The sequence below is a fragment of the Alkalinema sp. FACHB-956 genome (genome assembly GCF_014697025.1).
Taxonomy (GTDB): Bacteria; Cyanobacteriota; Cyanobacteriia; order Leptolyngbyales; family Leptolyngbyaceae; genus Alkalinema.
This window is the reverse complement of record NZ_JACJRC010000010.1, coordinates 12,998-39,040: the sequence shown is the minus strand read 5'-3', so window position 1 is coordinate 39,040 and position 26,043 is coordinate 12,998. Positions and strand designations below refer to the sequence as shown.

Genomic DNA, 26,043 nt, shown 5'->3' with positions numbered 1-26,043 from the left:
GGGTTAAATGGTGAGAAAGGGGGCAATGAAAATTGCCCCCTTTTATTTTGTATTTTGATTATTTTTGCTTGCTGTTGCGGTGAACTGAAACCGCGTCTAGGGTGATCGTAACCCTGGTTATTTCCAAGGAACAGAGTGATTTCCAAGGAACCCGTTTAGGATTCCATCGAAACAAGGGCCGGAGTATCGTAGCGGATGCCCGCCTGAGTTAGCCGATCGAGGGCTTCCTGCAACCGATCGCACTCCGCAATCAAGCTAACCCGCACGTAGCCTTCTCCTCCCGTCCCAAAGGCATTCCCCGGCGTCACCACCACTCCCGTAGTTTGCAGAACAGAAAGTGCAAAATCCGTCGAGGTTTGACCGATCGGACAGGGTACCCAAAGGTACATCGTGGCGCTGGGTTTGGGGATCGTCCAGCCCAACTTACCCAAGCCCTCAATCAAAAAGTCCCGCCGCGTGCGATAGCGATCGCGCACTTCCTGAATGTAGGGTTCTGGCAACCGCAGCGCCGTTTCCGCCGCCGCTTGTAAGGCCGAGAAAAGCCCATAGTCCAGATTGGTCTTTAGGGTGCGCAACCCTTGGATGACATGGCGATTCCCCACGACAAACCCAATTCGCCAGCCCGCCATGTTGTAGGTCTTGGAGAGGGTGTGGAACTCAACACCGATGTCCTTCGCGCCGGGAATTTCCAGCAAACTCGTCGGTTGATAGCCATCAAAGGCCAATTCCGCATAGGCTTGGTCATGCACCAGCAAAATCTCATGCTTCCGAGCAAAGGCCACCACCTCTTCAAAAAACTCGCGGGGAGCCGTTGCCGTGGTGGGATTGCTGGGGTAGTTGAAATAAAGAATCTTAGCCCGCTGCGCGACCTCATCGGGAATCGCTCCCAGATCAATCAGCCAATCCTTCTCTGCCGATAGCATTAAGGGGTACAAGTCTGCCCCCGCCAACAATGGCCCCCGGAAATGGGGCGGATAGGAGGGACTCGGCACCAAAATTGTGTCGCCGGGATTGATATAGGCCAGCGCTAAGTGCGTTAACCCTTCCTTTGATCCCAGTAATGGCAGAGCTTCCCCATCGGGATCTAGCTGCACATCATAATGACGTTGATACCAGTCGGTAATGGCGGTCCGGAAACTGGCCGTGCCTTCAAAGGGCGGATAACCATGGTTCTTAACATCCTGTAAGGCCCGTTGAGCCGCGTCAACAACAGGTTGCGGTGTAGCTCCATCTGGATTTCCCATCCCCAAATCAATCAAATCGACCCCTTGGGCACGGGCATTGGCCTTCAGTTCATCCAACCGGGCAAAGACGTACTGGGGAAGTGCTTTGAGACGATCGGCGGTGGAAATCCAAGTGGGGGTCATAGGGATACCTCTTCAAGGAAAGCGGCAGATTCAACGGCGGAAAAGGCGGTAGGTGCAGTGGTGGAAACCATCGCAGCCAGCAGTTGGCTGGGTTCCACTGGGAAGGGAAGGCGATGAATATCCGATTGGGGATTGCAGGCCACGATCGCCGCCTGCTCCAAGTCTGCGATCGTAATTCTGTCCAGGCCCAAATCGGCTAAGGTTTTCGGCAAGCCAATCTCGTCGTAAAATTTCAGCAACTGTTGACGAGCGGTCGCGGCTAATTGGTTCCCCTGTAACAGTTCTTCTAGCCGCAGTTGCACCAAAATACCGTAGGCTACTTTTTCGCCATGGAGGGCTCCGTGGGCCGCGGGGAGGTGGGTCAGGCCATTGTGTACTGCATGGGCCGCCACTGTACGACACTGAGCACCGCCAATCCCTCCAATCACCCCCGCTAACAGCACCGAGGCATCCACCACATCCTGCCAAATCTCAGTTCCTGGCTCCTCGATCGCTTGCTTGGACTTCTGGAACAGGAGATCCCGCAGCACCCTGGCCTGTTGCACCGCAGCGACCAAGAACGTCCGTTCAGAATGACCACTGCTGACCGAGGCTTCATACCACTTGGCGATCGCATCACCAATGCCAGCCACCAGCGTGCGGCGCGGCGCAGTGGCGACTAGCCCGTAGTCTAAAACCAGTAAATCCGGACAGGCAGGCAATCCCACATCGTAGAGAAATGCCCCCGCCTCGGAATACACGTTGGACAACGCCGTCCAAGCGGCGCAGGTAGCGGCTGAGGTGGGAATCGTCACGATCGGTAAGCGGCGCTGGTAGGCCAAGAGCTTCGCCAGATCCAACGCCTTGCCACCCCCGATCCCAATAATGAGATCCGCCTGATGGGAGTCTGCTGCGCTCTGTAAATTCGCCAACGCCGCTTCACTACAGTCCAAGCCGTATCGTCCCCAGGCAGCGACTAAATTCTGTTGCGCCAGCACGGGCTTAAGCCGGGATTCAACAACTGCCAAAGTGGCGTCTCCACCGACTAATAAAGGCCGTTGGCCCAAACGCGCGATCGGAATCCCCATCTGTTCCAACGCATCCCAGCCTCGAACCACTTGCGCGGGTGCGATCGCAGAAACCAGAAGAGAGGAGGATGATGTGGTTGCCATGATCAAACCTCAACCTGCAATAAAATACCTAGCCCACTGAATTTTTGGGCAAATTTACCAATGTGTCTCGGTCAATTTCAATTTGTTGATTCACATCATTCCGCACGCCCATAGACCGACGCACAACCCCTAAATACACCGGCTGAGAAAGTCCTGGTTGGGGATGGAGGATGGTTCTAGCGCGAATCGTCATCGTGCCGTCGGGGGAGGTCCGGCCCGGTGAGTACAAATCAAAGGAGGCTTGTTGGAGGGTGGCCTCAAGTTGCTCAGGGGTGATCGTCGAAGGAACGGCAATGACCACTTGATCCGTCGAATTATCAAACACCCGCGAGAAGGGAACCGCCCCTGGGACTTCTGGGCGTTGATACCAAGCCAGACTCAATGCAAAGACTCCAGCCGTCAGGACACCGGTAAAGCTGGCCACGCCGACCATCCGGAAACGAAAGCTCCATTGCAAAGCAAAGGCCAGTGTTGCTAAACCTGCAAGGGCGATCGTGGCAATTCCCAGCCATTGGGCGACTTGTGTAAGTTGTTCTGTGGAAAGCATGGAATCGAAGGGGTGGTCTCCGGCGAAATGGAATCACAAATTTTCTCATTTCATCCTATCAGGCAACGGCCAAAGGCGGAGGGACAGAGCCCGCCGTCCAGTCCCCGAGAACGCAACACAAACAGCGCCGCAAATTTGATAACCTAGTCCAAATAGTCTTGGGAAAGATAGCGTGGACATTCAAATTGGCAGAGGTAAAACTGCTCGTAGAGCCTATGGCTTCGACGAAATTGCATTGGCTCCAGGGGCACGTACCCTTGATCCTAGCTTAGCTGACACCCGCTGGACGATCGGGGGCATTGAGCGGGAAATTCCTATCATCGCCAGTGCCATGGACGGGGTGGTAGATGTCAAAATGGCCATTCGCCTGTCCGAGTTAGGGGCATTAGGGGTGCTGAATCTGGAGGGGGTGCAAACCCGCTACGCTGACCCCAACCCTGTGCTCGACAAAATTGCCTCCGTGGGAAAAGACGAGTTTGTTCCCCTCATGCAGGAAATCTATCGCGAGCCGATCAAGGCAGAATTGGTCGAAAAGCGGATTCAAGAAATTAAGGCTCAAGGGGGCATTGCAGCCGTCAGTGCAACACCCGCCGGAGCAGCCAAGTTTGGCATGGTAGCCGCTAACGCGGGGGCCGACCTGTTCTTCATCCAGGCCACGGTGGTTTCGACCAATCACCTCTCTCCAACGGAGATTCAGCCCTTGGATCTGGCTAAATTCTGCGAAGAGATGCCGATTCCTGTGATTCTGGGCAACTGTGTGACCTATGATGTCACCTTGCAACTCCTGCGAGCGGGTGCTGCGGCCATCATGGTGGGAATTGGGCCGGGTGCGGCTTGTACTTCGCGGGGTGTCTTGGGCGTCGGTGTGCCCCAAGCCACTGCCGTTGCAGACTGTGCAGCAGCGCGGGATGACTTTGAAAAGGAATCGGGTAAGTACATTCCCATCATTGCTGATGGGGGTCTCGTTACCGGTGGCGACATCTGTAAGTGCATTGCCTGCGGTGCGGATGCAGTCATGATTGGCTCGCCCTTTGCACGGGCTGCGGAAGCACCGGGTCGGGGATTCCATTGGGGCATGGCAACGCCGAGTCCTGTTCTGCCCCGTGGTACTCGTATTCGAGTCGGCACAACAGGTACCCTGGAGCAGATTTTGCGTGGCCCTGCGGGGTTAGATGACGGAACCCACAACCTGCTAGGAGCTTTGCAAACCAGTATGGGAACGCTGGGTGCGAGCACCATTAAGGAAATGCAACAGGTGGAAGTCGTGATTGCCCCTTCGCTCTTAACGGAAGGGAAGGTTTACCAAAAAGCTCAACAGTTAGGAATGGGTAAGTAATCGGTTCAACCTGGGACAGCAACGGGGGCCGCTTCCGGCGATCGTCGTTCCCGCTGCCTACCCGATCAATCTTGCTGGAACGAGGGAGACCACCATCACACCAGCATTCCTGAGCGATCGAACATTCATGACTTAGGTCATAAAAACTTCCCTGAGTCAACGGTTCTGGCCTGGGAAAATTTGAATTCCTAACTTACAATAGAAGGTAGCGGAGACGCATGTTTCCGTTCACTCCTCACACCACACTCCGCCTGAACTTTGGTTTAGGCGGTTCCTTATTTTTAAGGTCTTCTTCCAAAAGGGCAGTGGCCAGAAGGGTTTTGACACCTGTCCCCTGTGATAAAATCAACTCCTAGAGTTTTAGGCAAGGATTTTTGAGCATGTCAGAAGCCGCGCAAGTTACTGATGCCACCTTCGACCAAGAGGTGCTGGAGAGCACCGTGCCGGTACTCGTTGACTTCTGGGCTCCCTGGTGCGGCCCTTGTCGCATGGTGGCTCCCGTTGTAGATGAGATTGCGAAAGATTACGCAGACAAAGTAAAAGTCGTAAAAGTTAACACGGACGAAAATCCGAGTGTTGCGAATAAGTACGGTATTCGGAGCATCCCGACATTGATGATTTTCAAGGGTGGCCAGCGGGTAGATATGGTGGTCGGGGCTGTTCCCAAAACCACGCTAGCGAACACACTGGAAAAATATCTATAAATCCAGCTCCCTTCACAATTTTTTAATTGACCCGAAAGCGCTTCAGGCAAAAGTCTGAGGCGCTTTCTGTATGCGGGCTAACCTATTTCTTCGGGAAATCTAGATAGAATGGAAACCCGAATATGGAGATGTGAATGGTTGCATATCCTTCGCCTGGTGCAATTGCGGCTCTACGTGCTGAAATTAATCATTTGTTGGATCAATTGCCAGGATCCCCAAATAGCGACGTTATTCTGAACGCTTTAGCCACCCTGATCAATTTGAGCGATGCAGAAATTGATCGGTTGGATTGGAAAATTTTGACCGCTTCATTGCAGGATATGGATCGTGCCTTCAGGGCATTTTATCCCTATCGCCATGTCCGTAAAATTGCCATTTTTGGCTCAGCTCGGATTGCCTCAGGAACGCCGGAATACCGGATGGCCAAGGAATTTGCTCAATGTGTGACCGCCCAAGGTTTTATGGTGATCACTGGGGCTGGCCCAGGCATTATGCAGGCGGGGAATGAAGGAGCCGGACTGGAGAATTCCTTTGGACTGAACATTCAACTGCCCTTTGAACAAGGCTCCAATCCATTTATTGCTGGCGATCCAAAGCTGGTTTCTTTCAAATATTTCTTCACGAGAAAACTCTTTTTCCTCAAAGAAAGTGATGCTTTAGCCCTATTCCCCGGTGGGTTTGGGACGCTGGACGAAGCTTTTGAGTGCATCACCCTGACGCAAACGGGCAAATCTGTACCAGTTCCTTTGGTTCTCGTGGATAAACCCGGTGGACATTACTGGCAGGAATGGGCGGAATACATTGAAAAGAACTTATTGGCCAATGGTTTAATTAGCCCTGAAGACACCAGTTTGTATACGATTACCGATCGCCTAGATGTGGCCTGTAATGCGATCGCGAGCTTCTATCAGGTTTACCACTCCAGCCGTTATGTCGATCAACAACTGGTGCTGCGGCTGAAAGCAGAACTGACCGACGACAATCTGGCGGAACTGAATGAGCGCTTCAGCGACATTTTGGTCAAGGGTAAGATTGAAAAAAGTGCCGCGCTCCCGAAGGAAGCCCACGATGAAACCTATATGCTGCCTCGGTTAGTGCTGCACTTTAACCAGCGGGATTTAGGTCGCCTGTATCAAATGATTCGGGTCATTAACCGCATGGGCGATCCAACAGCGGAAGATTTCCAACACCCCGAACGCAAGTAGTTCGCGGCACCGCATCTATCCTACGTGCTAGGCAAAAGGCTAATCATCCTAGGCAAAGGGCCAATCGTTTATGCGTGCTAAGCCCAAGGGCAATCCAGCAGGTTAGGACGATCGGCTCTGCTTCATGGCCCGCATCCGTCGCCAAGCAAACCAATCTAACCATAATTCCTGCCGCCAATGGGGGCGTTGCTGGTGTTGCCATTGCTCAGCTAACTGCTGAACGATCGCCCCTTGGCGAGTGGGTAAACTCGTGAGATTGCCTAACGCTTTGAGATTGAGTCGCTGATTCAAAGCTTGATTCAATAATTCCACCACTGCGATCGCGCCGTCTCCGACCGCATGAATACCCAGTAATTCGCCATTCCGTCGGGTAATGACCTTGCACCATAGGGGTGAGTCGTGCCCGAGGGCGGTGGCGGGAAAAACCGCTGGCAAAATCACACAATCCCGACCCTGTTGGTTTTTCGCCAGGGGTTCTGTAAGGCCCGCGCCTGCCATGGGAATCGGAGTCTGGACTGCGTAGAGGGCAGGATAGACCTCAGGCGATCGCCGCCAAGGCGTCAGCAAAATTCGCTGTATCCAGGCATGGGCAACGCTATAGGGGTGGGCAGGGGTGGGTGGGCAGGCATAGACTGGGCAGCCAAAGGCTTGCAGCGTCATGTTTGGTAACTGATCAAACGGCCCATCCAACGCCAGCGGCAGATGCACGCCCAGTTTCTCTAAGCCCAGCGAGGTCAAGTTGATTCGGCGGGACGTGAGGACGATCGCGTCGGTCGCCAGGGCATTGGGCTGGATCTGGCTTGGGTTCAGTTGTAACCAGAGTCGATCGTTGCGCCGACTAACCTGAGTGACGTCTGTATGGGTGAGAATCCGAATCCCCTGGGCCTCCAGTTTGGCTTGAAACCGAAAGGCCGCATCCGGATCCGCCTGGGGGAGAATCTGGGAAGACCCGGTTATTAAGGTGACTTGGTTCCCGAGTTGTTGGAATCCCCAGGCTAACGCGACGGTCTGCTCATCTTCACCGATGAGAGTCATGGTTGGCTGGAGAATCTGCGTCGATGTTGGTTGATGCAGCGCTGTCAGTACAGTCTCGATCGTCAGATAACCCGCCTCAGCCAGCCCCGGAATCGTAACAACAAGCTCCTGGGGTAACGCTAACAAAAAGGCCCGCGATCGCAAGACTCGTTGATCTTCCAGGAGAAACCCTGACTTGGGCACGCGACAAAATTGGCCCCTACCGGCAATCACTTCAATCCCCAGCATTCCCAGGGCTTCTGGGGAAGAGAGCCGCTGATAATCCGCGATCGCCGTTTGAATGAATTGGCCGAGCCGCTGCCCCTGCCGCGATCGGGCAGTTTGTTGATTGCTCTGTTGATCGCGCCATCGATCGCTCGGTCGATCGCGCCAAGGCTCTCCCCAGGGGAACTGACCACTGGCGGAAAAGATGCGTTCTAAGAAAACTCGTTGGACGATCGGCCCAATTTCGAGTTCTCCCTGTTGCACCAAGGCAACCCTTGCGCCATAGCGAGCGGCAATTTTAGCCGCTTCAATCCCCACTTCAGAGGCTCCAATAATAACGAGGTCGTACTCAATGGGCATAGGGTTTCTGGGCAGGTAGAAGGCTGTCCTATCAGGACTAGCCTAGGATACTGGCAGGATAAGGATTTGGAGCAGTTACATTCGGAGCAATTACATTCGGAGTAATTAGTAGGTGGATCACCCCTGTCGTTGACTGTGGATTAATCGCCCAGCGCATTAGATTAATCTTGCGCTTAATCGCCCAGCACATTCCTCAGACCCTCTAGTAAGGTCTGATTTTCGGCGATCGTGCGCAGGGCCACCCGAAAATAACGATCGCCTAATTCTGGAAAACTCAAACAGTCGCGAATCAGAATTTGGTGCCGCTGGAGCAGCTGTTGTTGGAGGAGGGGGACAGCGCGATCGCATTGCACTAGGAAAAAATTGGCGGCGCTGGGCAACACCTGTAGCCCCGGCCTTTGCCGTAATCCAGCTTCAAGTAACGGTTTTGCCTGCCTGAACCAAGCATGGGTTGCTTGCTGATAGGCCCTGTCTTGGAGAACCGCTTCTCCCACGGCAGCTGACAATGCATTGACCGACCAAGGGTCGCGCCACTGTTGCCACTGCCGCAGTCGATCGGGGTGAGCAATGGCATAGCCTAGGCGCAGTCCCGGCATGGCGTAGAACTTCGTCAGCGATCGAATCACCACCAAATTAGGATAACGCTCCACCCAAGGCACAACGCTAACTTGGTCATGGTGCTCCGGCGGAACAAAATCCATAAAGGCTTCATCAATCACCACCCAGTCAAAGGTCGTCACCAATGCCTCCACAAAGGCCCGATCGAATAGCCTCCCCGTAGGATTGTGGGGATTATTCAGCAGAACACCACGCCGGTTAGGAGGGGGTAAAGTGGCCAGAATATGAGAATCAGGGTAGGTACTTAGACTATCGCTAGACCCGGATTCGCTAGACCCACAGTCATTAGCCCTACAGTCGTTAGCCCCACAGTCAGTCCGATCTGCCAACAGGCCACAGGGATAAATGGTTGCCTGAAACGCTTTCAGCGCCCGTCCATAGTCGTTAAAGGCTGGTGTAAACAGAATCGTTTCTGCACAATGGGTGGCCAAGTCTCGACCCGCCCAGGTAATCAACTCGGCGGCACCATTGCCAGGTAAAACCCAGTCAGCGTCAATGCCGTGGTGCTGGGCGATCGCCTGCCGCAGGCTGCGATAACTCGGGTCAGGATAGGTGATGAGCGCTGACACATGGGCTTGAATTGCCGCGATCGCGCTGGTCGGCAGGCCGAGGGGATTAATGCTGGCGGAAAAATCGAGGATAGCATGGGGGGCGCAGCCAGCGATCGCCGCTGCCCACTGCAAATTTCCCCCATGCGTTGGACGATTCACAATCAAGTCTGGTTTATCTTCTACTACGATCAATGACTGGCTTCTCTGACTAACACCCAGAACTGATTTTTCCCAGTAACACCGGGGTGAGGCATTAGAATCTAAGGAATCTTCAGGGGGCGCAACTAATCTTCAGGGGGCGCAACTTTTTCTTTAAATAGCTTGCCCGCAGAAAAAGCTGGCACGGTGGTTTCTGGAATCATCATTTTTTCATTCGTCTTCGGATTCCGACCTTCCCGCGCCTTGCGTTGGCGAGGCTCAAATGATCCAAAACCCACCAACGTCACTTTTTGATTTTGGGCCACCGCATCCATGATGGTTTCGATCGTGGCACTAATCACAGCATCGGCTTGTTTTTTCGTCACACTGGCTTTTTCAGCAACCGCATCCACTAATTCACCTTTGTTCATTGTCACACTCTCCTTATAGGTTGGTTGAGATTAAGTTTGATCTAGTGGGTTTGATCTAGTGGGTTTGATCTATGAGTTTGATCTAAAAGGTTCAAGCGTGGGGAAGACGTTCGATGGCTTAACCTAGGCCGACAAATCTCAAATGAGATGGATTTGAGATTTAAACCCATGGAGCCAGCAGAATTGCTGGAACCCGCACTAGCTCAAGTTTTCAATGATTAATTCTATTCGGACTTATCCGAAAAAGATCTTCGAAACCTTTAAGTTCTGTGGATTTCAGCGATTTTTTATAATTTTTTCTCGTTTGGAATAAGTAAATATACGGAGTCTTGATTACGAATGTCATCAAACCTTCATGTAAAACAAGGAGAACCACCCTAGTCTTTAACAGTTGACGAGCAGGGTGGATCCTGAGAACTGGATCAGAGGGTGAGGTCTCCTTTGCGCGATCGACCTCACCCTAGTCTCATTTAAGACTTCCTTCCGAAGGAAAAATAGACCATCGCCCACCTGCCCCCCATGACCCAGGTTATTGCTTAGGTCAGGACAACAATTGGCTTCGCTCCAGTAGGCTAGCTCGCTTCAACTGTGCGAGATCGCAATTCATCCAGCAGTTTTTGCAACTCCTCAACATCGGCGTAGTAGATGGTATTGCAGAAATGGCAGGTTGCTTCGGCAATTTCATTTTGATTAATCATGTCCTGGAGTTCCTCTTGACCCAAGAGCTTGAGGGCACTGAGCACTCGTTGATGACTACAGGGGCAGTGAAATCGCACCGGTTGAACGTCTGGGAAGATCTCCAACCCCAAATCCCCGAGAATATCCTCCATAATTTCCGCGAGTTGTTTGCCCGATCGCAGCATTGCCGTGAAGGACTGCATCTCCGAAATCCGGGATTCCAAAATGGTGACAAGGAGGTCATTATCTACAGCTTTCGGCAAAATTTGGATTAACAAGCCCCCCGCCGCTACCACCCCATCAGCATTGATAAACTCTCCCAAAATCATGGAAGACGGGGTTTGTTCCGAGTTGGCCAGATAGTAGGTTAAATCCTCTCCCACCTCCCCCGAGACGAGCTCAGTCGTACTGGTGTAGGGAGTGCCACTGCCTTCATCCCGCATGACGTGGACATAGCCGCTACGTCCCACCGCACCGCCTACATTCAAACCGCCCCGATCGCTCAAAGCAATTTCCATAGCAGGATCCGCAACATAACCCCGCACAGTGCCATCTAATCCTGCATCTGCTGTCATACTACGCAGCGGGCCATCTCCTTTGAGACGCACATTGACCCGTGAGCCAGCTTTTTTCATGCTAGAAGCCAATAATAATGCCCCCGTCATGGCTCGCCCCAATGCAGCAGTGGCCACGTAGGAAAGTTTGTGGCGTTCCCGTGCTTCCTGGGCGAGATCGGTGGTAATGACGCCTACCACCCGAATTCCGCCATCTGCTGCCGTTGCCCGAATTAGCTGGTCGGCCATGGGTCTTCTTTTACCTTTTGTTACATCCTTTTCTCCATTGTAGGGGGAAGGCGGAAAGGGAACAAACCTGGACTAGTGGGGAAACCGAAGTCTCCAGGCGGTATATCCAACCCCCCATCTTGTTCGCTTACAATCAATCCAGGACGCTTGCACAGGTTTAGGGCACCATGTTTGGATCGTTTCAGCAGAGTACATTACGCATTGAGGTGGATGCCTCAACGGAGACCCTCAAGCGCTGCCTTACCCAGAGTGATGAACTGGTGCAGTGGTTACGGTTTCAACGTTTCCCGATCGATCTTCCCCCCACCCTGGAAGCAAACTCTACGTTTCTCTCCTTGGCCGGCGGATTATTACCCGTCCGTCACACCGTTCAGTGTGTGGAAAACCATCGACTCTGTCTGCTCCTGAGCCAAGGCATTGACGGATTCCACGAGTGGGCGTGGGGTGAAGGCTGGGTGCAGTCGCGCATTGAAGGGGTGTCGCTTCTCCCGATCGATCTCGGGCAAACCCTCAGCCTGCTCTGTCTCAAACAGCACCTGAAAAAATTTGAATCGATCAGGCGTCCCCACGATTCCTGAATGTCTCAGTTAATGTCTCAGTCGTGGCTGGATTCAGGGTTCAAAACAAAAGAAGGCTCATAAAGAGCCTTCTTCTTGGAAAATTGAGCTTTAGTCTACTGAAGTGTAGTCTTTGGCAGCCTAACTTTAATCTAAGTAACCCATCAGCACCGCAGGTTCCGGATCAACGGTTTCATTGGAGAAGATTGGCCGATTTCCCATTAGCACCGAGGCCGCGAGGAGCGCAGGCGGACTCACCAGAATCGGACGGTTGCCAGGTAAGCCTGCATCACCGGAGAGATACTTCACCTCATCGCAGAAAATCGGGCTATTCCCAGGAAGAAGCTCAGCAACTTTAAAGCTAGAGGACATGATAGGACGACCATTCAGAATGGTTCCGACGACAGCTAAATTGCTACTTGCGATCGGACGGATGCCTGCGGATTGAATTGTGCCTGCTACTTCAAGTTCACTGGGCATAACAGGACGATCCATATAGGATGTGGACGGGCTGGTGACGATCGCCGTTCCTTCCTGGACAGGTTGGGGCGTAATTTGGACGGTTTCCTCTTGACTCATCGCCTTTTCTCCTTGGGATGCCTGGGTAACAGCTTGGGGTTCTTGGGATTCCACTGCTGCCTGTTTTGGGATATCTACCTGTTGGGTGTCTTCGACAGGAGCAGAACTCGCTTCAGGTTCAGCAGAATCAACAGACTGAGCTATGGGTGAATCAACTGCAATGGGCTCTTCAGGTGTTTCAGTAGGCGCATGTTCAGCAGTGGGTTGTTCTGGGGTAGGTGATTCCGACGTATCCGTAGAAGATGAATCGGCTTTTTCCACAGAGGTACTGGCTGTTTTACTGCGGCTGGTACCGGCAGATCTAGTTCTACGATTGGTCGCCATCGCCCCTTCCTTCTTAAATGCGACTGAGCTAAAAACAACAATTCTGAGAGCAAATTCTCAAATGCAGTTTAATAAAACATTATAAAGATAAAGCGGTACGCTCCCGCGATCGGGACTGCGTAGCAGATCTTATTGCAGCAATTACCCAATTAAATCAATGGGGTTGGCGAACTAAAGCGTCCGGCCTCACGCCATCTCACAACAAAAGTCCAAGCACATAAAAGGCTGAAGATAGACAGGAAAATTCCGTGTCTACTTCAGCCTCCATACAACGTATGACTGCAAGTTATCTACTGCAAGTTATCTAACGAGTGCGGACAAGCGACCCAAAGCTTCCTGAGAAGGCGTTCGATCGTCCCACCGCCGCTCCAATCAGTGCATTAAACACTCGCTGCAACCTTGCTAGCTTCTTGGATCAGCCGCTCATAGGTGGCGCGCATCTTCACACCCGTTAACACTTGGAACAAACCGGTTCCATTGTTAGAACCTGGATATTCACGGTGTTGCAGCAGCAACTCGGTGACTTCGCCGGGATGCTTCGCAGAGGTGTTGCTCAGGTGCTTCTCGATGTAGATCACTTCATCCAGCTTGTCGAACTGTCCATCGACTTCGAGCACCGATACACTGTTGCCGTAGTAGACATCAGGCCCGTAGTGCATCTTGATGCCGGGATAGGAACAGGTGAGCTTACGTCCGCAGGGAATCCAATCGATCGTAGACCCTTCATCAAACAGGTAGGTTGGCTCAAAGCCGGTCACACCATCCCGTTGGATCATCTGAACCCGCAGGACTTTGCGCTCTGTATCATCCTTAATTAGGTTGGTCGGCAACACACGGATGACCACGTCAGCATATTGCTTTTGCGGATCGATGTAAGCTTCAAAGTCAGGCTTCCGGGCATTAATGGCTTGCAGTACATCTTCGTAGCTGTGGCCACGCTCAGCCATGTCGCGCTGAATCTTCCAAGCAATTTTGACCTCATCGTCAATATCAAGGTAAACGCTGAAGTCCAACAAACCTCTTACACGCTCGTCAAACAACGGGTGTAAACCTTCCACCACAATGATGTGGTTCGGATCAATATTTTCGGGCGGATCAATTTCGCCAGTCTCATGGTTGTAGATTGGCTTCATGATGCTCTTGCCGCTTTTCAGCGTTTTGATCTGCTCATACATCAGATCAAAGTTATTTGCACGGGGATCCAAGGCTGTAATCCCAGTTTCTTTGCGCTGCTTACGATCCAGACTGTGGTAGTCGTCGAGGCAGATCACCGTTACAAAATCTTCCCCGAACAGATCGGTGATGCGGCGCAAAAACGTGGACTTACCGCAGCCGGAATCTCCAGCAACGCCGATGAGTACCACACGGTCTGGCTTAGTCATAGGTTTCCTCTAAACACGAAGTCGTCTGCTCAACTGACAATCCAAATCAGTTAGATTGGTATCACTAGGGAACAAAACCCCAAATTGGCATGCTCACGGTATGCCAGCGTCACCTTAATAAGCCTACAACAGAAGTCAGCCTGTTCATGCTGGCAATTCTGTTCAGAACAGAGGCTCCCTAGGGGAAAACTAGGTTACATGTTCTCTATAAGCTTTACTAAGTATTTAGTACTACGCGCTAGGCCAGATTTTACCAGAAGCCTATTCACGGTCACAAGATTGAGCGCAAGTTTGCCAAGGGGGTTTACGGGAACTTCACGAAGTTTTGAGGGACTGATCCCACAATATCTCTTAAGCTCTCATGCGGATGTCTTGGTCGTGGCACCACAATGAGTCACAATACTTAATAAGAAATAAGAGACTTAAGGTTAGGTTCGGAGAAATTCTCGAAATGTTTAATTCCAGCGCAAGCGGCAGCCAGTCGGCTGGCAGTCGGATGTATCGATACGAAGTAGTAGGGCTGCTAGGGGGACGCGAAAGCGGTTCTACGTTCTTCAATGTGTCCTACGATCGCATGTCCAGCTTCGTGCAGCAGATTTCCCGTCGTGGCGGCAAAATTGTGAGCATTCAGCCCCTGGATGGTACCCAAGGGCCTGCAGTTTCCACTTTTGTTCCTACTGCACAGACAGCTCCTGCTGCGGTGTCTGAAACTAAGGCGGAAGCGCCTAAGTCAGAGAAAAAAGCCGTGGCACACGAAGAGGTACGGGTTAACACCTATCGTCCGAATAACCCGCTCACAGGCAAAGTCGTCTCCAATGAGGCTTTGGTCGGTGACGGGGGGGTTGGAATTGTGCAACACATCAAGTTTGATATTGATGGTAGCGATCTGAAGTACGTGGAAGGGCAAAGTATCGGAATCATTCCTCCGGGAATCGATGCGAAGGGTAAGCCTTATAAGCTGCGCCTTTACTCGATCGCGTCCACCCGCCATGGGGATGATGTAGACGACAAAACCGTTTCGCTTTGCGTTCGTCAATTGGAATACAAGAATGAAGCCGGAGAGACGATCTACGGCGTTTGTTCTACCTACCTGTGTAACCTGAAGCAAGGGGATGAGGTGCAAATTACTGGCCCAACCGGGAAAGAAATGCTCCTGCCGCCCGATGAAGACGCCAATGTCATCATGTTTGCAACGGGCACAGGGATTGCACCCATGCGGGCTTACCTATGGCGGATGTTCAAAGATAAAGAGCGTGCAGCCAACCCCCACTACCAGTTTAAGGGTTTCGCTTGGTTGGTCTTCGGGGTTCCGACTAGCCCCAACATTCTCTACCGGGAAGAGTTGGAAGAAATGCAAACCCGCTATCCTGAAAATTTCCGTTTAACCTACGCGATCAGTCGGGAACAACAAAACCAAGAAGGTGGCCGGATGTATATCCAACACCGAGTGGGCGAAAATGCAGTTGAACTGTGGAACCTCATGAAGAATCCCAAAACCCACACTTATATTTGTGGTTTGCGGGGAATGGAGCCAGGAATTGAGGAAGCTTTGGGAGCCGAAGCCGCCAAGGAAGGGATTGTCTGGAAGGAATACGTCCGCCAGATGAAGAAAGAAGAGCGTTGGCACGTTGAAACTTACTAATCCAGGTTCAGGATAGTCCTGTGGGACAAGTTTGAGCTTAAGACTGGTCCCATTGTTTAGATTCAGGGATACTTCAATTCTGAAGTGTCCTTTTTTTATGGAAACGTTGGTAGTTTTATGGAAACGTTGGTGGCTTCGATCGCCGCCTACCTATCCTAAAGTAGCGTGAGTTCGATGAATTCGTGGTGCGGCGCGATCGTCGAGGCTGCTATGTTGGGGGAGTCGAGTCCCCTGACACCCCCGAAAGTGAATTCTTCAGCCAAGCCCAGGGGATTTGTAAGGGACAATACTCGTTGGTCGAACTCACGTTAAAGTACTCTGTAGCACGCTTTGAGTGTTCTCGAATTCCCTATCTTGACTGAGAAAGTGTTATGCCTTCATCGGATTTGCCCCCGGATCTAGAACAAACAGCAGCAGATTTAACGCTGACAGAAGAACAGTATCAGCGGAAAATGCAGCGTCGCAAAGCAGTGCAGGAAAAGCGACTTGCAGAGAAAAATCAAGAAAAAGGACTGATTATTGTCCACACCGGGAACGGGAAGGGGAAAACAACGGCTGCCTTAGGGATGGTCTTACGATCGCTCGGCCATGGGTACAAAGTTGCGATCGTGCAGTTTATTAAAGGAGCATGGGAACCCGCAGAAAAAGCAGCCTTTGCCCCTTGGGGAGAACAATTAGAGTTCCACGCCATGGGGGAAGGATTTACCTGGGAAACCCAGGATCGCGATCGGGATATCCAAAGGGCTCAGACCGCTTGGCAGAAAGCTCAAGATTTCATTCGTCATCCGGATTATCGGCTTATTCTTCTGGATGAGGTTAATATTGCATTAAAGCTGGGGTACCTGAGTAGTTCTCAAGTACTTCAAGAATTAGAGCAAAAGCCGCAAGATAAACATGTCATTTTGACTGGACGTGGTGCACCTGCTGATCTGATTGATAAAGCAGATTTAGTGACAGAAATGACGTTAGTGAAACATCCCTTTAAGGAGCAAGGTGTCAAAGCACAAGCCGGTATTGAGTTCTAGCCAGGTCCTAGCTCAATACCTATTAGGATAAGAAGCAACTAGCTCACTCCCTGACCACCGTTATTTCAACGGCCCAGCGTTACTGAACTCTAGGATGTAATGACCCAATGAATTAGGGATATGGCACCTGCTGTTCCCAACTTCAAGATATCTACAAATAAACTTCAAGATATCTACAAATAAACTTCCGAGTTAACGCTGATTAATCAAATGATTTGCTGCCACTACAATAGCGGGCAACATTCTCCTGCAACTTAGGCGTATTACTTGAGGGGACATCCCCCAAGCGAGACCTCGCCTAGGTTTGGTAATATTCGCGCTTCTTTCTGAAATAAATCTTCTTTCCTGGGGCACACTAACCCTTGGGAATCCGTCGAACCATCTGCCATCTTACAAGGCCACAGCTATGCCTGCTAACCTGAACAATAATTCTTTCGCAACTCCTACTAACATCACAACTACGGCAGGATCGTCACCACTTACAGGTTCTCTTAGTGCTACTGGGGGCGACGAGGTTGACTATTATCGCTTTTCGTTATCGAGTGATAGCAACCTGAAAATTGTTTTGAACGGGTTGACTGGGGACGCCAGGCTATCACTCTATCGTCGTACCGATAGTGCTGTAGCGACTGAGAATGATTTAGTCCAAAACCTACCGACTAACAACCAAGGTCGCCTCAGTGATGTGATTGTTCTTAATGATGCAGCAGCGGGTGCAGGAACTTACTATCTCAAAGTGGATCTCGGTTCAGCCGCACCTTCCGCTGACTACAAGTTATCGGTAGTCACCAGTAGCTCCGATTTTTCGGGTAGTATCCTATGGCGCAATTCAGCTGCTAATGTTTTTGCTCCGTGGAGGATTCAGGACACAACCGTTGTAGGAACATCATCACAACCCATTAGTAGTGATTATGTGCTTGTGGGAACTGGTGATTTTGACGGGGATGGTACTAATGACTTTTTCTGGCAAAACCGTAATATTAACTCTAGCGACTATGGTGCAGCTGCAATCTGGTGGACTAATGATGGCATGACCTTTGCTCCAGGATCTGCTGCAATTCGAGATAGCCTTGGCAATGTCATTAGAGTTGGGCAAGAGTGGAATGTTCAGTCATTGAAAGATCTAGATGGTAATGGGACGGCTGACATTTTATGGCGGAACCTGGTTTCCGGTGACATCGCCATGTGGCTGATGGGAAAAAATCCCCAAACGGGCGTTCCAACGATCAGTGGTGGAACAATCCTCAACCGAGCGCTGGGTTTTACGTTGCCGGCCTCTTCTGGTTGGGATGTTGTAGGAGTCAATAATATTGATAGCCAATTTGGAGCCGATGTCCTTTGGAAGAATCGGTTTTCCAATCAGGTGGCTCTCTGGACTCTGAGTAGTACTGCAATTCTTTCAGCCACTGTTGTACCGATCCAACCATCTTTAGATTATAAGATCATTGGCTTTGTCGATGTTACCGGGGATGGTCAGGCTGATATTATTTGGCGTAATGATCAACGCAATCAACTAGCCATCTGGAAAATGAATGGAACAACACTGGTAGACAGTGTGGCCTATTCTGTGTCATCAGCCTATAAGGTTGCTGCCATTAAAGATTTGAATGGGGATGGAATTGCTGATTTTCTCTGGCGTAATACTGACAATGGACAAGGGGGCACCTATGGCTGGCTCATGGGAGGAGGAACTAATGGATTAGCCTATACGGCGGCCCGCCAATTATCTCTTACCAACGGCAGTAATCCTTTTGTCGGATCTGGTTACGAGGTACTAGGCGTTCATGATTTTGATGGCTTTAACAATTCCACATCTCATATCCTTTGGCGAGGCCAAGCAGGGGATGTCTACGTTTGGAAGATGGATGGACTCACCATCGTTGAAAGTAAATTACTGTCCAATGCTACCGGTTCTGCGTGGCAGCTACCGAGTCTAAATTATGGGGATTACAAAGAGCCTCAATTTGGGTCAGTTCAATTGACCAGTCAGTTCCAGACGATCGGGGGCTCCAGTTCCACTGAAGCTTTCGATATTGGGGTTCTGAATAATAAAGGTGTCTATAAAGACACCGTCAGTAACCGCAACAACAAGACTGACTGGTACAAGTTCACAGTTCTTCAGTCTACAGACTTTAAGGCCTCAGATGAAAACTCATCCGTTTCGCTAGAGCTGTACAAGGCTGATGCCAATGGCAATCTGACAACTACAGCTGTGCCCTACCCAACTGAAGGGAATGCGATCATTCTAGATACAGGAACTTACTACCTCAAAGTCAATGCAGGCGGCAGTTCCAATGGTTTGCTGCCCTATACATTGAATGTTGAAGGGGTCCCCAGAACTATTGATGTCTTTGGAACCAACTTTAGACTCGCAGAGACGACAGCCACTAATCCACCGACAGGATCCAACGATTTCTCAACAGATTTGCCGGACGTGACTAATACAGGCAACCCTGAGCGGAAAACTGTAAAATCTTTCCTCACCATCAAGAACGGCGGAACGGTGAAGACGGGTAGCTTTAAGGTGAAGTACTACCTGTCTCGAACTTCGACGATCGATCCAGATAGTAGTACCACGGTGTTGCTGAAAACGGTTGATGTAACCAATGGTGTTGACCCAGCAGTGGTAGGAAGTCAAGATCCAACGACAGGCACCTTCACACTGATAGAGGATTTAGTGCTACCGGATGGCCGGAACATCGATCCGAAGAAGTTCTGGACGCGAGATGCGGGTACTTACTACATTGGCGTCGTGATTGATGCCGATAACAATCTAGTGGAAGGAGCCGAAGGTGAACAGAATAATACCAATCAAGGGAACTTCCTGGATTCTTCCAGCTTTGTGGCCAATAATGTTCAAGTAGCCGAACTGGTGGGGCAATCCCTGACTGTTATCAATCCATCGCAGACCTATCTACCAGAGGGCACATTGCAAGTCAGCTACAGTGTCCAAAACCAAGGTCGTCGTCCTACGACAGACTTCAACAATAAGATCAACATTCAGTTTGTGCTATCTCAGGACAACATTATTGGTAACGCTGACGACAGTACTCTGGTGTCTGACTTGGTTGAGATTGCTGGAATCGCAGGTAGCACTGCTTCAGGCCCTGCTACATCTGGTGTTCAGACCCGCAACATTTTCTTGCCAGACTCCTTGGATAACTTCTGGCAAAATCTTGGGACTGGTACTAAGACGGTTTACATTGGGATGCGGATTGATCCCGGCAACTTGATTGAAGAATCTGTTGAAGATAATAATTTGAATCAGGGCCTAGGCATTGACTTTGCGAGTTTCCAAGTAGACTTACAGCCGATTACCTAACTGACAGGTACTGAAGGTTAGCTTTTATGCAGCGATAGCTTACAATTAGGTTTGCAAATAGGGGACACTTATCACAGTGTCCCCTATTTTCTGTGAGTGGGAGTGTTTGATTTGACAGTCCATGTTTGTTCAATTGAGGAATGGGGACAGCTTTTCGGATGGCAAAAAGGCAGTGGTGATTGGGCGGGGGTGAATGCGGCGATCGCGCGGGGCGATCGGGTACAGGTTCTGCAGGATTCGGGTTGCGATTTGTGGGCAAGGAATTTGCCAGATACCCATCCCTTTGTGTGGGATGAGCTGGAATATAGTGCAGACACAAAGCCAGAATTTCAGGCCCAAGCGCGGGTTTGGATTAGTTATCGACAGCGGAAGTTTGCCCCCCAGTCCAACTTTCCTAAGGTGCAGTGGCATCCCAGAGTATTGTGGGTGGGGATTGGATGCCAGCGGGCAACCCCTCGATCGGTGATTGAGGCAGGGTTGCAACGTGTGTTTCAGGAAAATCATTTAGCAGAAGGGGCGATCGCAGGATTAGCCACGATCGATTTAAAAGCAGATGAAGGGGGCTTAATCGAACTAGCGAGCGCACGTTCCTATCCTGTGCAATATTTCGCAGCAGAGCAATTACAACAGGTCCCGATCCCAGTACCATCTGACATCGTGGCCACCCAAGTTGGAACACCCAGTGTGGCAGCCGCAGCGGCATTGTTGGCTGCTCAACTCTCAGCAGACTCTACTCAACCCTCAGTAGGCTCTACAATCAACATCGCGAATTTATTAGTCAAGAAACGGGTATTTCGGCAGGACGGGCAACCGGGGGCGGTGACGATCGCTGTTGCCGTCGCTGATCGGGAATATACTGGAACCCAGGCTGGAACATCATACAGGTGACGCAAGATTACCAGAGTCATTAGTAAGAGTCATTAGTAATTGTGCCTTACTTTACATTGTTGGGGCCTAGAATTCGGTAGAAAGAGTAAATATCCAAAAATAACTAAAAAATTATTTTTAGATTCTAATTCTTACGCCTATCGTCACTCTTCTTTCTTTGGGCTAAGCTCCTGTGAATCCAATCACCCTGTCTCGGCAAATCAATGCAGCGATCGTGAATGTTAGTGGTCGTCAGCGGATGTTGTCTCAACGTATCGCCTGTCTGCTACAACAGTGGATTTATGCCACGGATTTGCAGCCAGCCATCGCTTTACACCAAGAACTTCACCATGTAATTGATTTGATGGAGCGATCGCACCGAGGGCTCATCCATGGTGATGCGCAATTGAACTTACCCGGTTCGCCCTCTCAAGCAGTTTTAGCGCTTTATTTTGAGCCTCCAGTACGGTTAAATGATCTCGTTTCTAACTATATTGCGAATGTTCGTCGAGTCTTGGCATTGCCAGAAGATCAGCGTTCGATCGCGCATCCAGTGGTGCAAGAAGTTCTCACCACTGCAAATTACGAGTTATTGAATGCACTAGATTGTGTCGTGCATCAGTATGAGAAGGAAAGTGACATTGAACAAGCAACCATTGCAGATCAACTAGTTTATCTCTATCAAAGTAGTTTAAGTGCAGCAGAAACTGCACAACAGCAAACCAAACAGTTAGAAGAAATTTTAATTGATTTACACCAAACGCAAACGCAACTTCTGCAAGCTGAAAAGATGTCCAGTTTAGGGCAGCTAGTGGCGGGGATTGCCCATGAAATTAATAACCCAGTGAATTTTATCTATGGCAATCTGCCCCATGTTTCGCAGTATACACAGGATTTGTTAGCGTTAATCGAACTCTACGAGCAATCGGCCTCCGTTGATGAAATTCAAGCCTATCGGGATGAGATTGAATTTGCATTCCTCAAAGCCGACTTACCCCGAGTTTTGAACTCGATGTACAGTGGAACCGATCGTGTGCGTCAGTTGGTCTTATCCCTACGTAACTTCTCTCGATTAGATGAAGCAGAGTTGAAAGATGTCGATCTCCATGAAGGCTTAGAAAGCACGCTGTTGATTCTACGCCATCGATGCAAACCAGTCATGAGCTGGCCGGGAATTCAAATTCAGCGGGATTATGCCAACTTGCCAGCGGTGACTTGCAATCCTGGTCGGATTAACCAAGTCTTTATGAATCTGCTCAGTAATGCCTTGGATGCCCTAGAGGACTACGGGCGGCAAAGACCGGAGCTCTATTCCGAACGGGCTCGTCCAACCATCACCATCCACACTGCCGTTCAGCACGATCGGGTGGTTATTTGCATCGCGGACAATGGGCCAGGGATTCCTGAAATCGTTCAGGCCAAAGTGTTTGATCCCTTTTTCACCACCAAGCCGATCGGGAAAGGAACAGGGTTAGGGCTTTCTATTTGTTATCAGATTATTGAGGCCCACCAAGGCAAATTGAGTTGCCATTCTGTGTTGGGGCAAGGAACAGAGTTTCGGATTGAATTGCCCATCACTGGGATGTTGATCCCACCGGTTGCGCCCGATGCTCGCTTATCTGGCGGTTCAACTACCCTCTCGACACCGATCACCAATACCCTTCCCTTAGTGGGCTCGCTGGGGATGGCGTCCACTGCGATGGCAGCGAATTCTGAGTTGGTCCCCCTTCAACCCAGTGCAATAGCCCACTAAACTGGGAGAGGACGAATTCTCTCAATAGTGCGTCATGATGTTTAGGCTGCTCTCAACTTTCTTGGTGGTGTGTTGCGATCGCTGGCGGCAGCGGCTCTGCACCGTGATGGCGATCGGGGTCATGGTTGTCGGTTGTTTGGGATGGGATCTCCCGGCTCAGGCAGCCGCTTCGGCAGCGGCAAGTGGTAATCCCTTGGCGGAGGCAGGGTCAACTTTGGTTGGACGGGATTTGACAGGAGCACAGCTGGCGCAAGCGGAGTTTGCTAATGCCAATTTAAATGATACAAATTTTAGCCAAGCGAACTTGGTAGGGGCCGTCTTCAGTACCTCAACGTTTACTGGAACTGTGTTTCGGGGAGCCGATCTGACCCAATCCATTTTTGACCAAGTGCGCCTGTACAATGTCGATTTTCGGGACGCCAATCTGACTGATTCTATGCTCCTGAGGACAGAATTTAATGGCGTAACCATTACCGGAGCGGATTTTACCGGGGCAATTTTGACAGCCTTGCAGGTCAAACAACTCTGCGCGATCGCCGATGGGATCAACTCCCAAACAGGTGTGAGTACTCGGGAATCCTTGGGTTGCCGAGGTTAATCCAGATGACCTGTGGGGGCTTCTCCCCGTGATGGGATCCCAGGATCGGAATTGGGATGGAATGCGGATAGGAATGGGGTTAGAAATAACCGGTTCCTATCCTTTCTTTTGGTTTTTATTCCGCAGGGCTATCAACCCGCGCGATCGGGGGAGTCGATATAGGGGTGGCAAGGTAAAGGTTAGTCCGGTAGTGAATAAAGACTCGACCTGCGTCATCGGCGAATTGCTGGTAAAGCTGCGTTAAATCAGTCATGAGGCGATCGTGGGCTGCGCCTGCCAGTGGCACATAGGATCGACTTTTGGCGAGGCCCAGTAAGCCCGCTAGATCTAGCGATTGCGTATGGGCAATGGCGTAATGGTGGGTGTGGGTAAAGAGCGCAGACTGGTAGAGCGGTTCAGGATTGTCGCGACGTTCAGCGAGGGTGGGAGTGGGACTGGCCTGCTTCATGAATTTGCCATACAGGGCAGTGAAGGCGTCCGATCGATCTCGGTTATTCCAGACGATCGCGAGACGGCCTGTTGGTTTGAGAATCCGGTGAAATTCCGCCAAGGCACGATCGGGGTGGAACCAATGGAAGGCTTGGAAGGCAGTAACCACGTCCATGGAAGCTGGGGGCAATTGGGTAGCCTCGGCAGTTCCGTCCCAAAAGGTGATGGGCTGGGAATTGGGGGTTGTCAGGTGAGGTTCTACACTGTTTTGTACTTGTACACTGTTTTGTACTTGTACACTGTTTTGTACTTGTACACTGTTTTGTACTTGTACACTGCTTTGCATTTGTACACTGCTTTGTATTTGTACACTGCGCTGTCCGGTTGTCCGCATGGCGGCATTCGGTTCCACTGCCCACACTTGCAAGCCCCGATCGGCCAGTAAGCGAGCAGCAATTCCAGTGCCAGCCCCAATATCGGCGGCAGTGGGTCTGTTGCAATTCATGGAACAGTCTACAGCCATGGGCGCAGGGGTAAGGTGGCTGAGGATGCGATCGATCGCGGCAGCAGGGTAGCTGGGGCGATATTGATCGTACTCCTCCGCACGATCGCTGAACCGTCCAGTGGGATTGAGTTCGTAGGCAGGCGTGATATCAGCCATGGGAAAAATTCCAGGAAATCTTTAGCTTGCGTTTAGATTTGCCGCAGACGATCGGTCTAGGGTCATGTCTACAATCAGATTATCTGACAGATGATCTGATCACCCACATTCCTTGGGAGCAGAGTGCCCCAATCCGCATCACTCCACCCAATCTGCATTACTAACCCAATCTGTATTACTAACCCAATCTGCATTACTACATCTGCATCACTATACCCACTCTGCATCACTACAAATGTCTTGCTATCCGTCAAGTTGACCAGTTGAGGAATTTTCTGTTTTTTACTTCATTACTATTTGCAAACTAATTTATCAAGACATGGGGCAACTATGAACAGTTTTTTGAGTTATTTCATTGGATTAGTTTTGCTCGCTTCTTTATCCGGTTTTAAGATCGATCGGGAATATCAACGGGGTGTCATTTTTCGGTTGGGGCGATCGAAGGGTGTGATGGGGCCGGGACTGTACTGGATTATTCCCATGGTTGATCAAAAAGTACAGGTGGATGTGCGCACTTGTACCGTTAGCATTGAGCCCCAGGAAACAGTGACCGCAGATAGTGTAACCATTCGGGTCAATGCTGTGTTGTATTACCGAATTTTGGATGCAGCCAAGGCTATCAATCGGGTACAGAGCTATGAATTAGCCGTTTATCAAACAGCATTAACAACGCTGAGGAACGTCGTTGGACAAAACATTTTAGATGATGTTTTACAGAACCGAGACAAGATTAATTTGAGGGTTCAGGAGATTGTGGATGAAGTCACGGAACCTTGGGGAATTGTCATTGAACGGGTAGAAATTAAGGATGTGGAAATCCCGACGAGTATGCAACGGGCAATGGCAAAGGAAGCAGAAGCGATTCGAGAAAAACGGGCACGACTCATCAAAGCTGCCGCTGAGCAGGAAGCATCTATCAAGTTAGCTGAAGCCTCCCAGAACATTGCCCTGAATCCCGCTGCTCTGGAGCTACGACGGTTACAAATGCTGACGGAAGTGGGTACGGAAAATAACACAACGACGATCGTCATGATTCCATCCGATGTGATCAATCTCGCCCACCGACTGGCCAATCCAGCCCCCCTGGTGAATGACTCCAACTCTGTTGCGCCCCGTTCCGATCAACCATCGGACTTTACGAATCAGGCTTAACCGGAATGCTGCGATCGAGGCAACAAACGTGCAATTTCGTCTCAACCATGAAGTACGGTAAACTCCTCTACGGTTTCTAGGGGGAATTCCGATAGGATGAAGCTGTTGGTGAACTGGAGGAATTTTTTAAGATGCAAGGCTCATATGATTCTGGTAAACGCAGCTTACTTTCATTGATTTGCCACGGATTTACCTTGGCCGGAGTTTCGGTTGTCACCATTTTTGCGCCGATCGTCGTGCTGATGATTTCCGACGATCCGGTGGTAAAAGCCAATGCCAAGGAGTCGATTAATTTCCACTTAAATATTTGGTTCTGGGCCAGCGTGATCGGTGGAATTTACGGCGTGTTGTCATTCCTGACCTTTGGCATTTTAGGGATTCTGCTCTTTCCAATGATTGCCTTTGGGTTCCTGTGGCACTTTGGTTGGTCGATCGTCGCTATTCTCAAAACCTTGGCCAATCCCGATGAAGCCTTCCGCTATCCCTTTATTTTCCGGGTACTGTAGAGCGGAATTTCGGTGCGCTTCAAAAGATTGCGGTTCAATTGAATCATTCAAGGTTGATCAATTCAATCTTGATAAAAGGGGAGCATTCCCCTTTTTTGTTGCGTCTCTATTACGTCTC

22 protein-coding genes are annotated in these 26,043 nt (G+C 50.6%); 12 read left to right on the top strand and 10 right to left on the bottom strand.

The features are described 5' to 3' along the window. Positions 1-155: 155 nt before the first annotated feature. The 3 genes from H6G21_RS12765 to H6G21_RS12755 are packed head-to-tail and all read right to left on the bottom strand — an operon-like array spanning position 156 to position 3,065. Positions 156-1,367: an aspartate aminotransferase gene (locus H6G21_RS12765; protein WP_190573803.1), complete on the bottom strand. Its 1,212-nt coding sequence runs from the start codon at positions 1,365-1,367 to the stop codon at positions 156-158. After that, positions 1,364-2,518, bottom strand: a complete 1,155-nt coding sequence (locus tag H6G21_RS12760; RefSeq protein ID WP_190573802.1) for an iron-containing alcohol dehydrogenase family protein — start codon at positions 2,516-2,518, stop codon at positions 1,364-1,366. Before H6G21_RS12760 ends, H6G21_RS12765 begins: the two co-directional genes overlap by 4 nt. 28 nt (positions 2,519-2,546) lie before the next feature. Beyond that, the gene (locus H6G21_RS12755; RefSeq protein WP_190573801.1) at positions 2,547-3,065 is read right to left on the bottom strand and encodes a Ycf51 family protein; all 519 of its coding nucleotides are present in this window, start codon (positions 3,063-3,065) and stop codon (positions 2,547-2,549) included. Positions 3,066-3,237: 172 nt separating this feature from the next. On the opposite strand from H6G21_RS12755, the gene H6G21_RS12750 reads away from it, so the two are divergent. The 3 genes from H6G21_RS12750 to H6G21_RS12740 all read left to right on the top strand — a co-directional run bounded on the left by H6G21_RS12750 (position 3,238) and on the right by H6G21_RS12740 (position 6,310). Then, positions 3,238-4,401: a GuaB3 family IMP dehydrogenase-related protein gene (locus H6G21_RS12750; RefSeq protein ID WP_190573800.1), complete on the top strand. Its 1,164-nt coding sequence runs from the start codon at positions 3,238-3,240 to the stop codon at positions 4,399-4,401. Positions 4,402-4,781: 380 nt separating this feature from the next. After that, positions 4,782-5,105: a thioredoxin gene (gene trxA, locus H6G21_RS12745; RefSeq protein WP_190573799.1), complete on the top strand. Its 324-nt coding sequence runs from the start codon at positions 4,782-4,784 to the stop codon at positions 5,103-5,105. Between the two features lie 134 nt (positions 5,106-5,239). Further along, complete coding sequence (locus tag H6G21_RS12740) at positions 5,240-6,310, top strand: LOG family protein (protein WP_190573798.1); 1,071 nt, start codon at positions 5,240-5,242, stop codon at positions 6,308-6,310. A 102-nt stretch (positions 6,311-6,412) separates the two neighbouring features. Here H6G21_RS12740 and H6G21_RS12735 read toward each other — a convergent pair whose 3' ends face one another. The 4 genes from H6G21_RS12735 to hslO all read right to left on the bottom strand — a co-directional run bounded on the left by H6G21_RS12735 (position 6,413) and on the right by hslO (position 11,128). Beyond that, positions 6,413-7,909, bottom strand: a complete 1,497-nt coding sequence (locus H6G21_RS12735) for an NAD-binding protein (RefSeq protein WP_190573797.1) — start codon at positions 7,907-7,909, stop codon at positions 6,413-6,415. A gap of 173 nt (positions 7,910-8,082) precedes the next feature. Beyond that, positions 8,083-9,237 carry a threonine-phosphate decarboxylase CobD gene (gene cobD, locus H6G21_RS12730; RefSeq protein WP_190573796.1) on the bottom strand — a complete coding sequence of 385 codons (1,155 nt, stop codon included), beginning with the start codon at positions 9,235-9,237 and terminating at the stop codon, positions 8,083-8,085. A 125-nt stretch (positions 9,238-9,362) separates the two neighbouring features. Further along, on the bottom strand, positions 9,363-9,647 hold the full coding sequence (locus tag H6G21_RS12725) for an HU family DNA-binding protein (protein ID WP_190573795.1): 285 nt from the start codon (positions 9,645-9,647) through the stop codon (positions 9,363-9,365). A gap of 572 nt (positions 9,648-10,219) precedes the next feature. Further along, complete coding sequence (gene hslO / locus H6G21_RS12720; protein ID WP_190573794.1) at positions 10,220-11,128, bottom strand: Hsp33 family molecular chaperone HslO; 909 nt, start codon at positions 11,126-11,128, stop codon at positions 10,220-10,222. 167 nt (positions 11,129-11,295) lie between these two features. Between hslO and H6G21_RS12715 the strand changes: the two genes are divergently transcribed. Next, a complete protein-coding gene (locus H6G21_RS12715; RefSeq protein ID WP_190573793.1) occupies positions 11,296-11,706 on the top strand; it encodes a hypothetical protein in 411 nt (136 codons plus the stop codon). A 126-nt stretch (positions 11,707-11,832) separates the two neighbouring features. On the opposite strand, the gene H6G21_RS12710 is transcribed toward H6G21_RS12715, so the two are convergent. Both H6G21_RS12710 and H6G21_RS12705 read right to left on the bottom strand, forming a co-directional pair. Next, positions 11,833-12,588 carry a hypothetical protein gene (locus tag H6G21_RS12710; protein WP_190573792.1) on the bottom strand — a complete coding sequence of 252 codons (756 nt, stop codon included), beginning with the start codon at positions 12,586-12,588 and terminating at the stop codon, positions 11,833-11,835. 380 nt (positions 12,589-12,968) lie between these two features. Next, positions 12,969-13,970: a phosphoribulokinase gene (locus tag H6G21_RS12705; RefSeq protein WP_190573791.1), complete on the bottom strand. Its 1,002-nt coding sequence runs from the start codon at positions 13,968-13,970 to the stop codon at positions 12,969-12,971. 451 nt (positions 13,971-14,421) lie between these two features. On the opposite strand from H6G21_RS12705, the gene petH reads away from it, so the two are divergent. The 6 genes from petH to H6G21_RS12675 all read left to right on the top strand — a co-directional run bounded on the left by petH (position 14,422) and on the right by H6G21_RS12675 (position 23,177). Next, positions 14,422-15,612: a ferredoxin--NADP reductase gene (gene petH / locus H6G21_RS12700; RefSeq protein ID WP_190573790.1), complete on the top strand. Its 1,191-nt coding sequence runs from the start codon at positions 14,422-14,424 to the stop codon at positions 15,610-15,612. A gap of 371 nt (positions 15,613-15,983) precedes the next feature. Then, positions 15,984-16,637: a cob(I)yrinic acid a,c-diamide adenosyltransferase gene (gene cobO, locus H6G21_RS12695; protein ID WP_190573789.1), complete on the top strand. Its 654-nt coding sequence runs from the start codon at positions 15,984-15,986 to the stop codon at positions 16,635-16,637. 406 nt (positions 16,638-17,043) lie between these two features. Continuing rightward, complete coding sequence (locus tag H6G21_RS12690; RefSeq protein ID WP_190573788.1) at positions 17,044-19,959, top strand: pre-peptidase C-terminal domain-containing protein; 2,916 nt, start codon at positions 17,044-17,046, stop codon at positions 19,957-19,959. Positions 19,960-20,061: 102 nt separating this feature from the next. Further along, positions 20,062-20,847, top strand: coding sequence for a cobalamin biosynthesis protein (locus H6G21_RS12685; protein ID WP_199307193.1), 786 nt, complete (start codon positions 20,062-20,064; stop codon positions 20,845-20,847). A 172-nt stretch (positions 20,848-21,019) separates the two neighbouring features. Further along, positions 21,020-22,579 (top strand): ATP-binding protein, encoded by a 1,560-nt coding sequence (locus H6G21_RS12680; protein ID WP_199307192.1) that lies wholly within the window; start codon positions 21,020-21,022, stop codon positions 22,577-22,579. Between the two features lie 34 nt (positions 22,580-22,613). Continuing rightward, positions 22,614-23,177, top strand: a complete 564-nt coding sequence (locus tag H6G21_RS12675; protein WP_190573787.1) for a pentapeptide repeat-containing protein — start codon at positions 22,614-22,616, stop codon at positions 23,175-23,177. Between the two features lie 115 nt (positions 23,178-23,292). Here the strand turns inward: H6G21_RS12675 and H6G21_RS12670 are convergent, their stop codons facing one another. Continuing rightward, complete coding sequence (locus H6G21_RS12670) at positions 23,293-24,267, bottom strand: class I SAM-dependent methyltransferase (protein WP_190573786.1); 975 nt, start codon at positions 24,265-24,267, stop codon at positions 23,293-23,295. 330 nt (positions 24,268-24,597) lie between these two features. Here H6G21_RS12670 and H6G21_RS12665 point away from each other — a divergent pair, with 330 nt between their 5' ends. Beyond that, positions 24,598-25,419 (top strand): slipin family protein, encoded by an 822-nt coding sequence (locus H6G21_RS12665; RefSeq protein ID WP_190573785.1) that lies wholly within the window; start codon positions 24,598-24,600, stop codon positions 25,417-25,419. Between the two features lie 131 nt (positions 25,420-25,550). Further along, positions 25,551-25,925 carry a DUF4870 domain-containing protein gene (locus tag H6G21_RS12660; RefSeq protein WP_190573784.1) on the top strand — a complete coding sequence of 125 codons (375 nt, stop codon included), beginning with the start codon at positions 25,551-25,553 and terminating at the stop codon, positions 25,923-25,925. Positions 25,926-26,043: the final 118 nt, after the last annotated feature.

Excerpts from the sequence above, each read along its gene's own strand:
- H6G21_RS12675 (WP_190573787.1), top strand. The coding sequence starts at position 22,614 with ATGATGTTTAGGCTGCTCTCAACTTTCTTGGTGGTGTGTTGCGATCGC.
- H6G21_RS12725 (WP_190573795.1), bottom strand. The coding sequence starts at position 9,647 with ATGAACAAAGGTGAATTAGTGGATGCGGTTGCTGAAAAAGCCAGTGTG.
- H6G21_RS12710 (WP_190573792.1), bottom strand. The coding sequence starts at position 12,588 with ATGGCGACCAATCGTAGAACTAGATCTGCCGGTACCAGCCGCAGTAAA.
- H6G21_RS12735 (WP_190573797.1), bottom strand. The coding sequence starts at position 7,909 with ATGCCCATTGAGTACGACCTCGTTATTATTGGAGCCTCTGAAGTGGGG.
- H6G21_RS12670 (WP_190573786.1), bottom strand. The coding sequence starts at position 24,267 with ATGGCTGATATCACGCCTGCCTACGAACTCAATCCCACTGGACGGTTC.
- H6G21_RS12705 (WP_190573791.1), bottom strand. The coding sequence starts at position 13,970 with ATGACTAAGCCAGACCGTGTGGTACTCATCGGCGTTGCTGGAGATTCC.
- H6G21_RS12665 (WP_190573785.1), top strand. The coding sequence starts at position 24,598 with ATGAACAGTTTTTTGAGTTATTTCATTGGATTAGTTTTGCTCGCTTCT.
- trxA (WP_190573799.1), top strand. The coding sequence starts at position 4,782 with ATGTCAGAAGCCGCGCAAGTTACTGATGCCACCTTCGACCAAGAGGTG.
- H6G21_RS12760 (WP_190573802.1), bottom strand. The coding sequence starts at position 2,518 with ATGGCAACCACATCATCCTCCTCTCTTCTGGTTTCTGCGATCGCACCC.
- H6G21_RS12755 (WP_190573801.1), bottom strand. The coding sequence starts at position 3,065 with ATGCTTTCCACAGAACAACTTACACAAGTCGCCCAATGGCTGGGAATT.
- cobO (WP_190573789.1), top strand. The coding sequence starts at position 15,984 with ATGCCTTCATCGGATTTGCCCCCGGATCTAGAACAAACAGCAGCAGAT.
- H6G21_RS12715 (WP_190573793.1), top strand. The coding sequence starts at position 11,296 with ATGTTTGGATCGTTTCAGCAGAGTACATTACGCATTGAGGTGGATGCC.
- H6G21_RS12765 (WP_190573803.1), bottom strand. The coding sequence starts at position 1,367 with ATGACCCCCACTTGGATTTCCACCGCCGATCGTCTCAAAGCACTTCCC.
- hslO (WP_190573794.1), bottom strand. The coding sequence starts at position 11,128 with ATGGCCGACCAGCTAATTCGGGCAACGGCAGCAGATGGCGGAATTCGG.
- H6G21_RS12740 (WP_190573798.1), top strand. The coding sequence starts at position 5,240 with ATGGTTGCATATCCTTCGCCTGGTGCAATTGCGGCTCTACGTGCTGAA.
- petH (WP_190573790.1), top strand. The coding sequence starts at position 14,422 with ATGTTTAATTCCAGCGCAAGCGGCAGCCAGTCGGCTGGCAGTCGGATG.
- H6G21_RS12690 (WP_190573788.1), top strand. The coding sequence starts at position 17,044 with ATGCCTGCTAACCTGAACAATAATTCTTTCGCAACTCCTACTAACATC.
- H6G21_RS12660 (WP_190573784.1), top strand. The coding sequence starts at position 25,551 with ATGCAAGGCTCATATGATTCTGGTAAACGCAGCTTACTTTCATTGATT.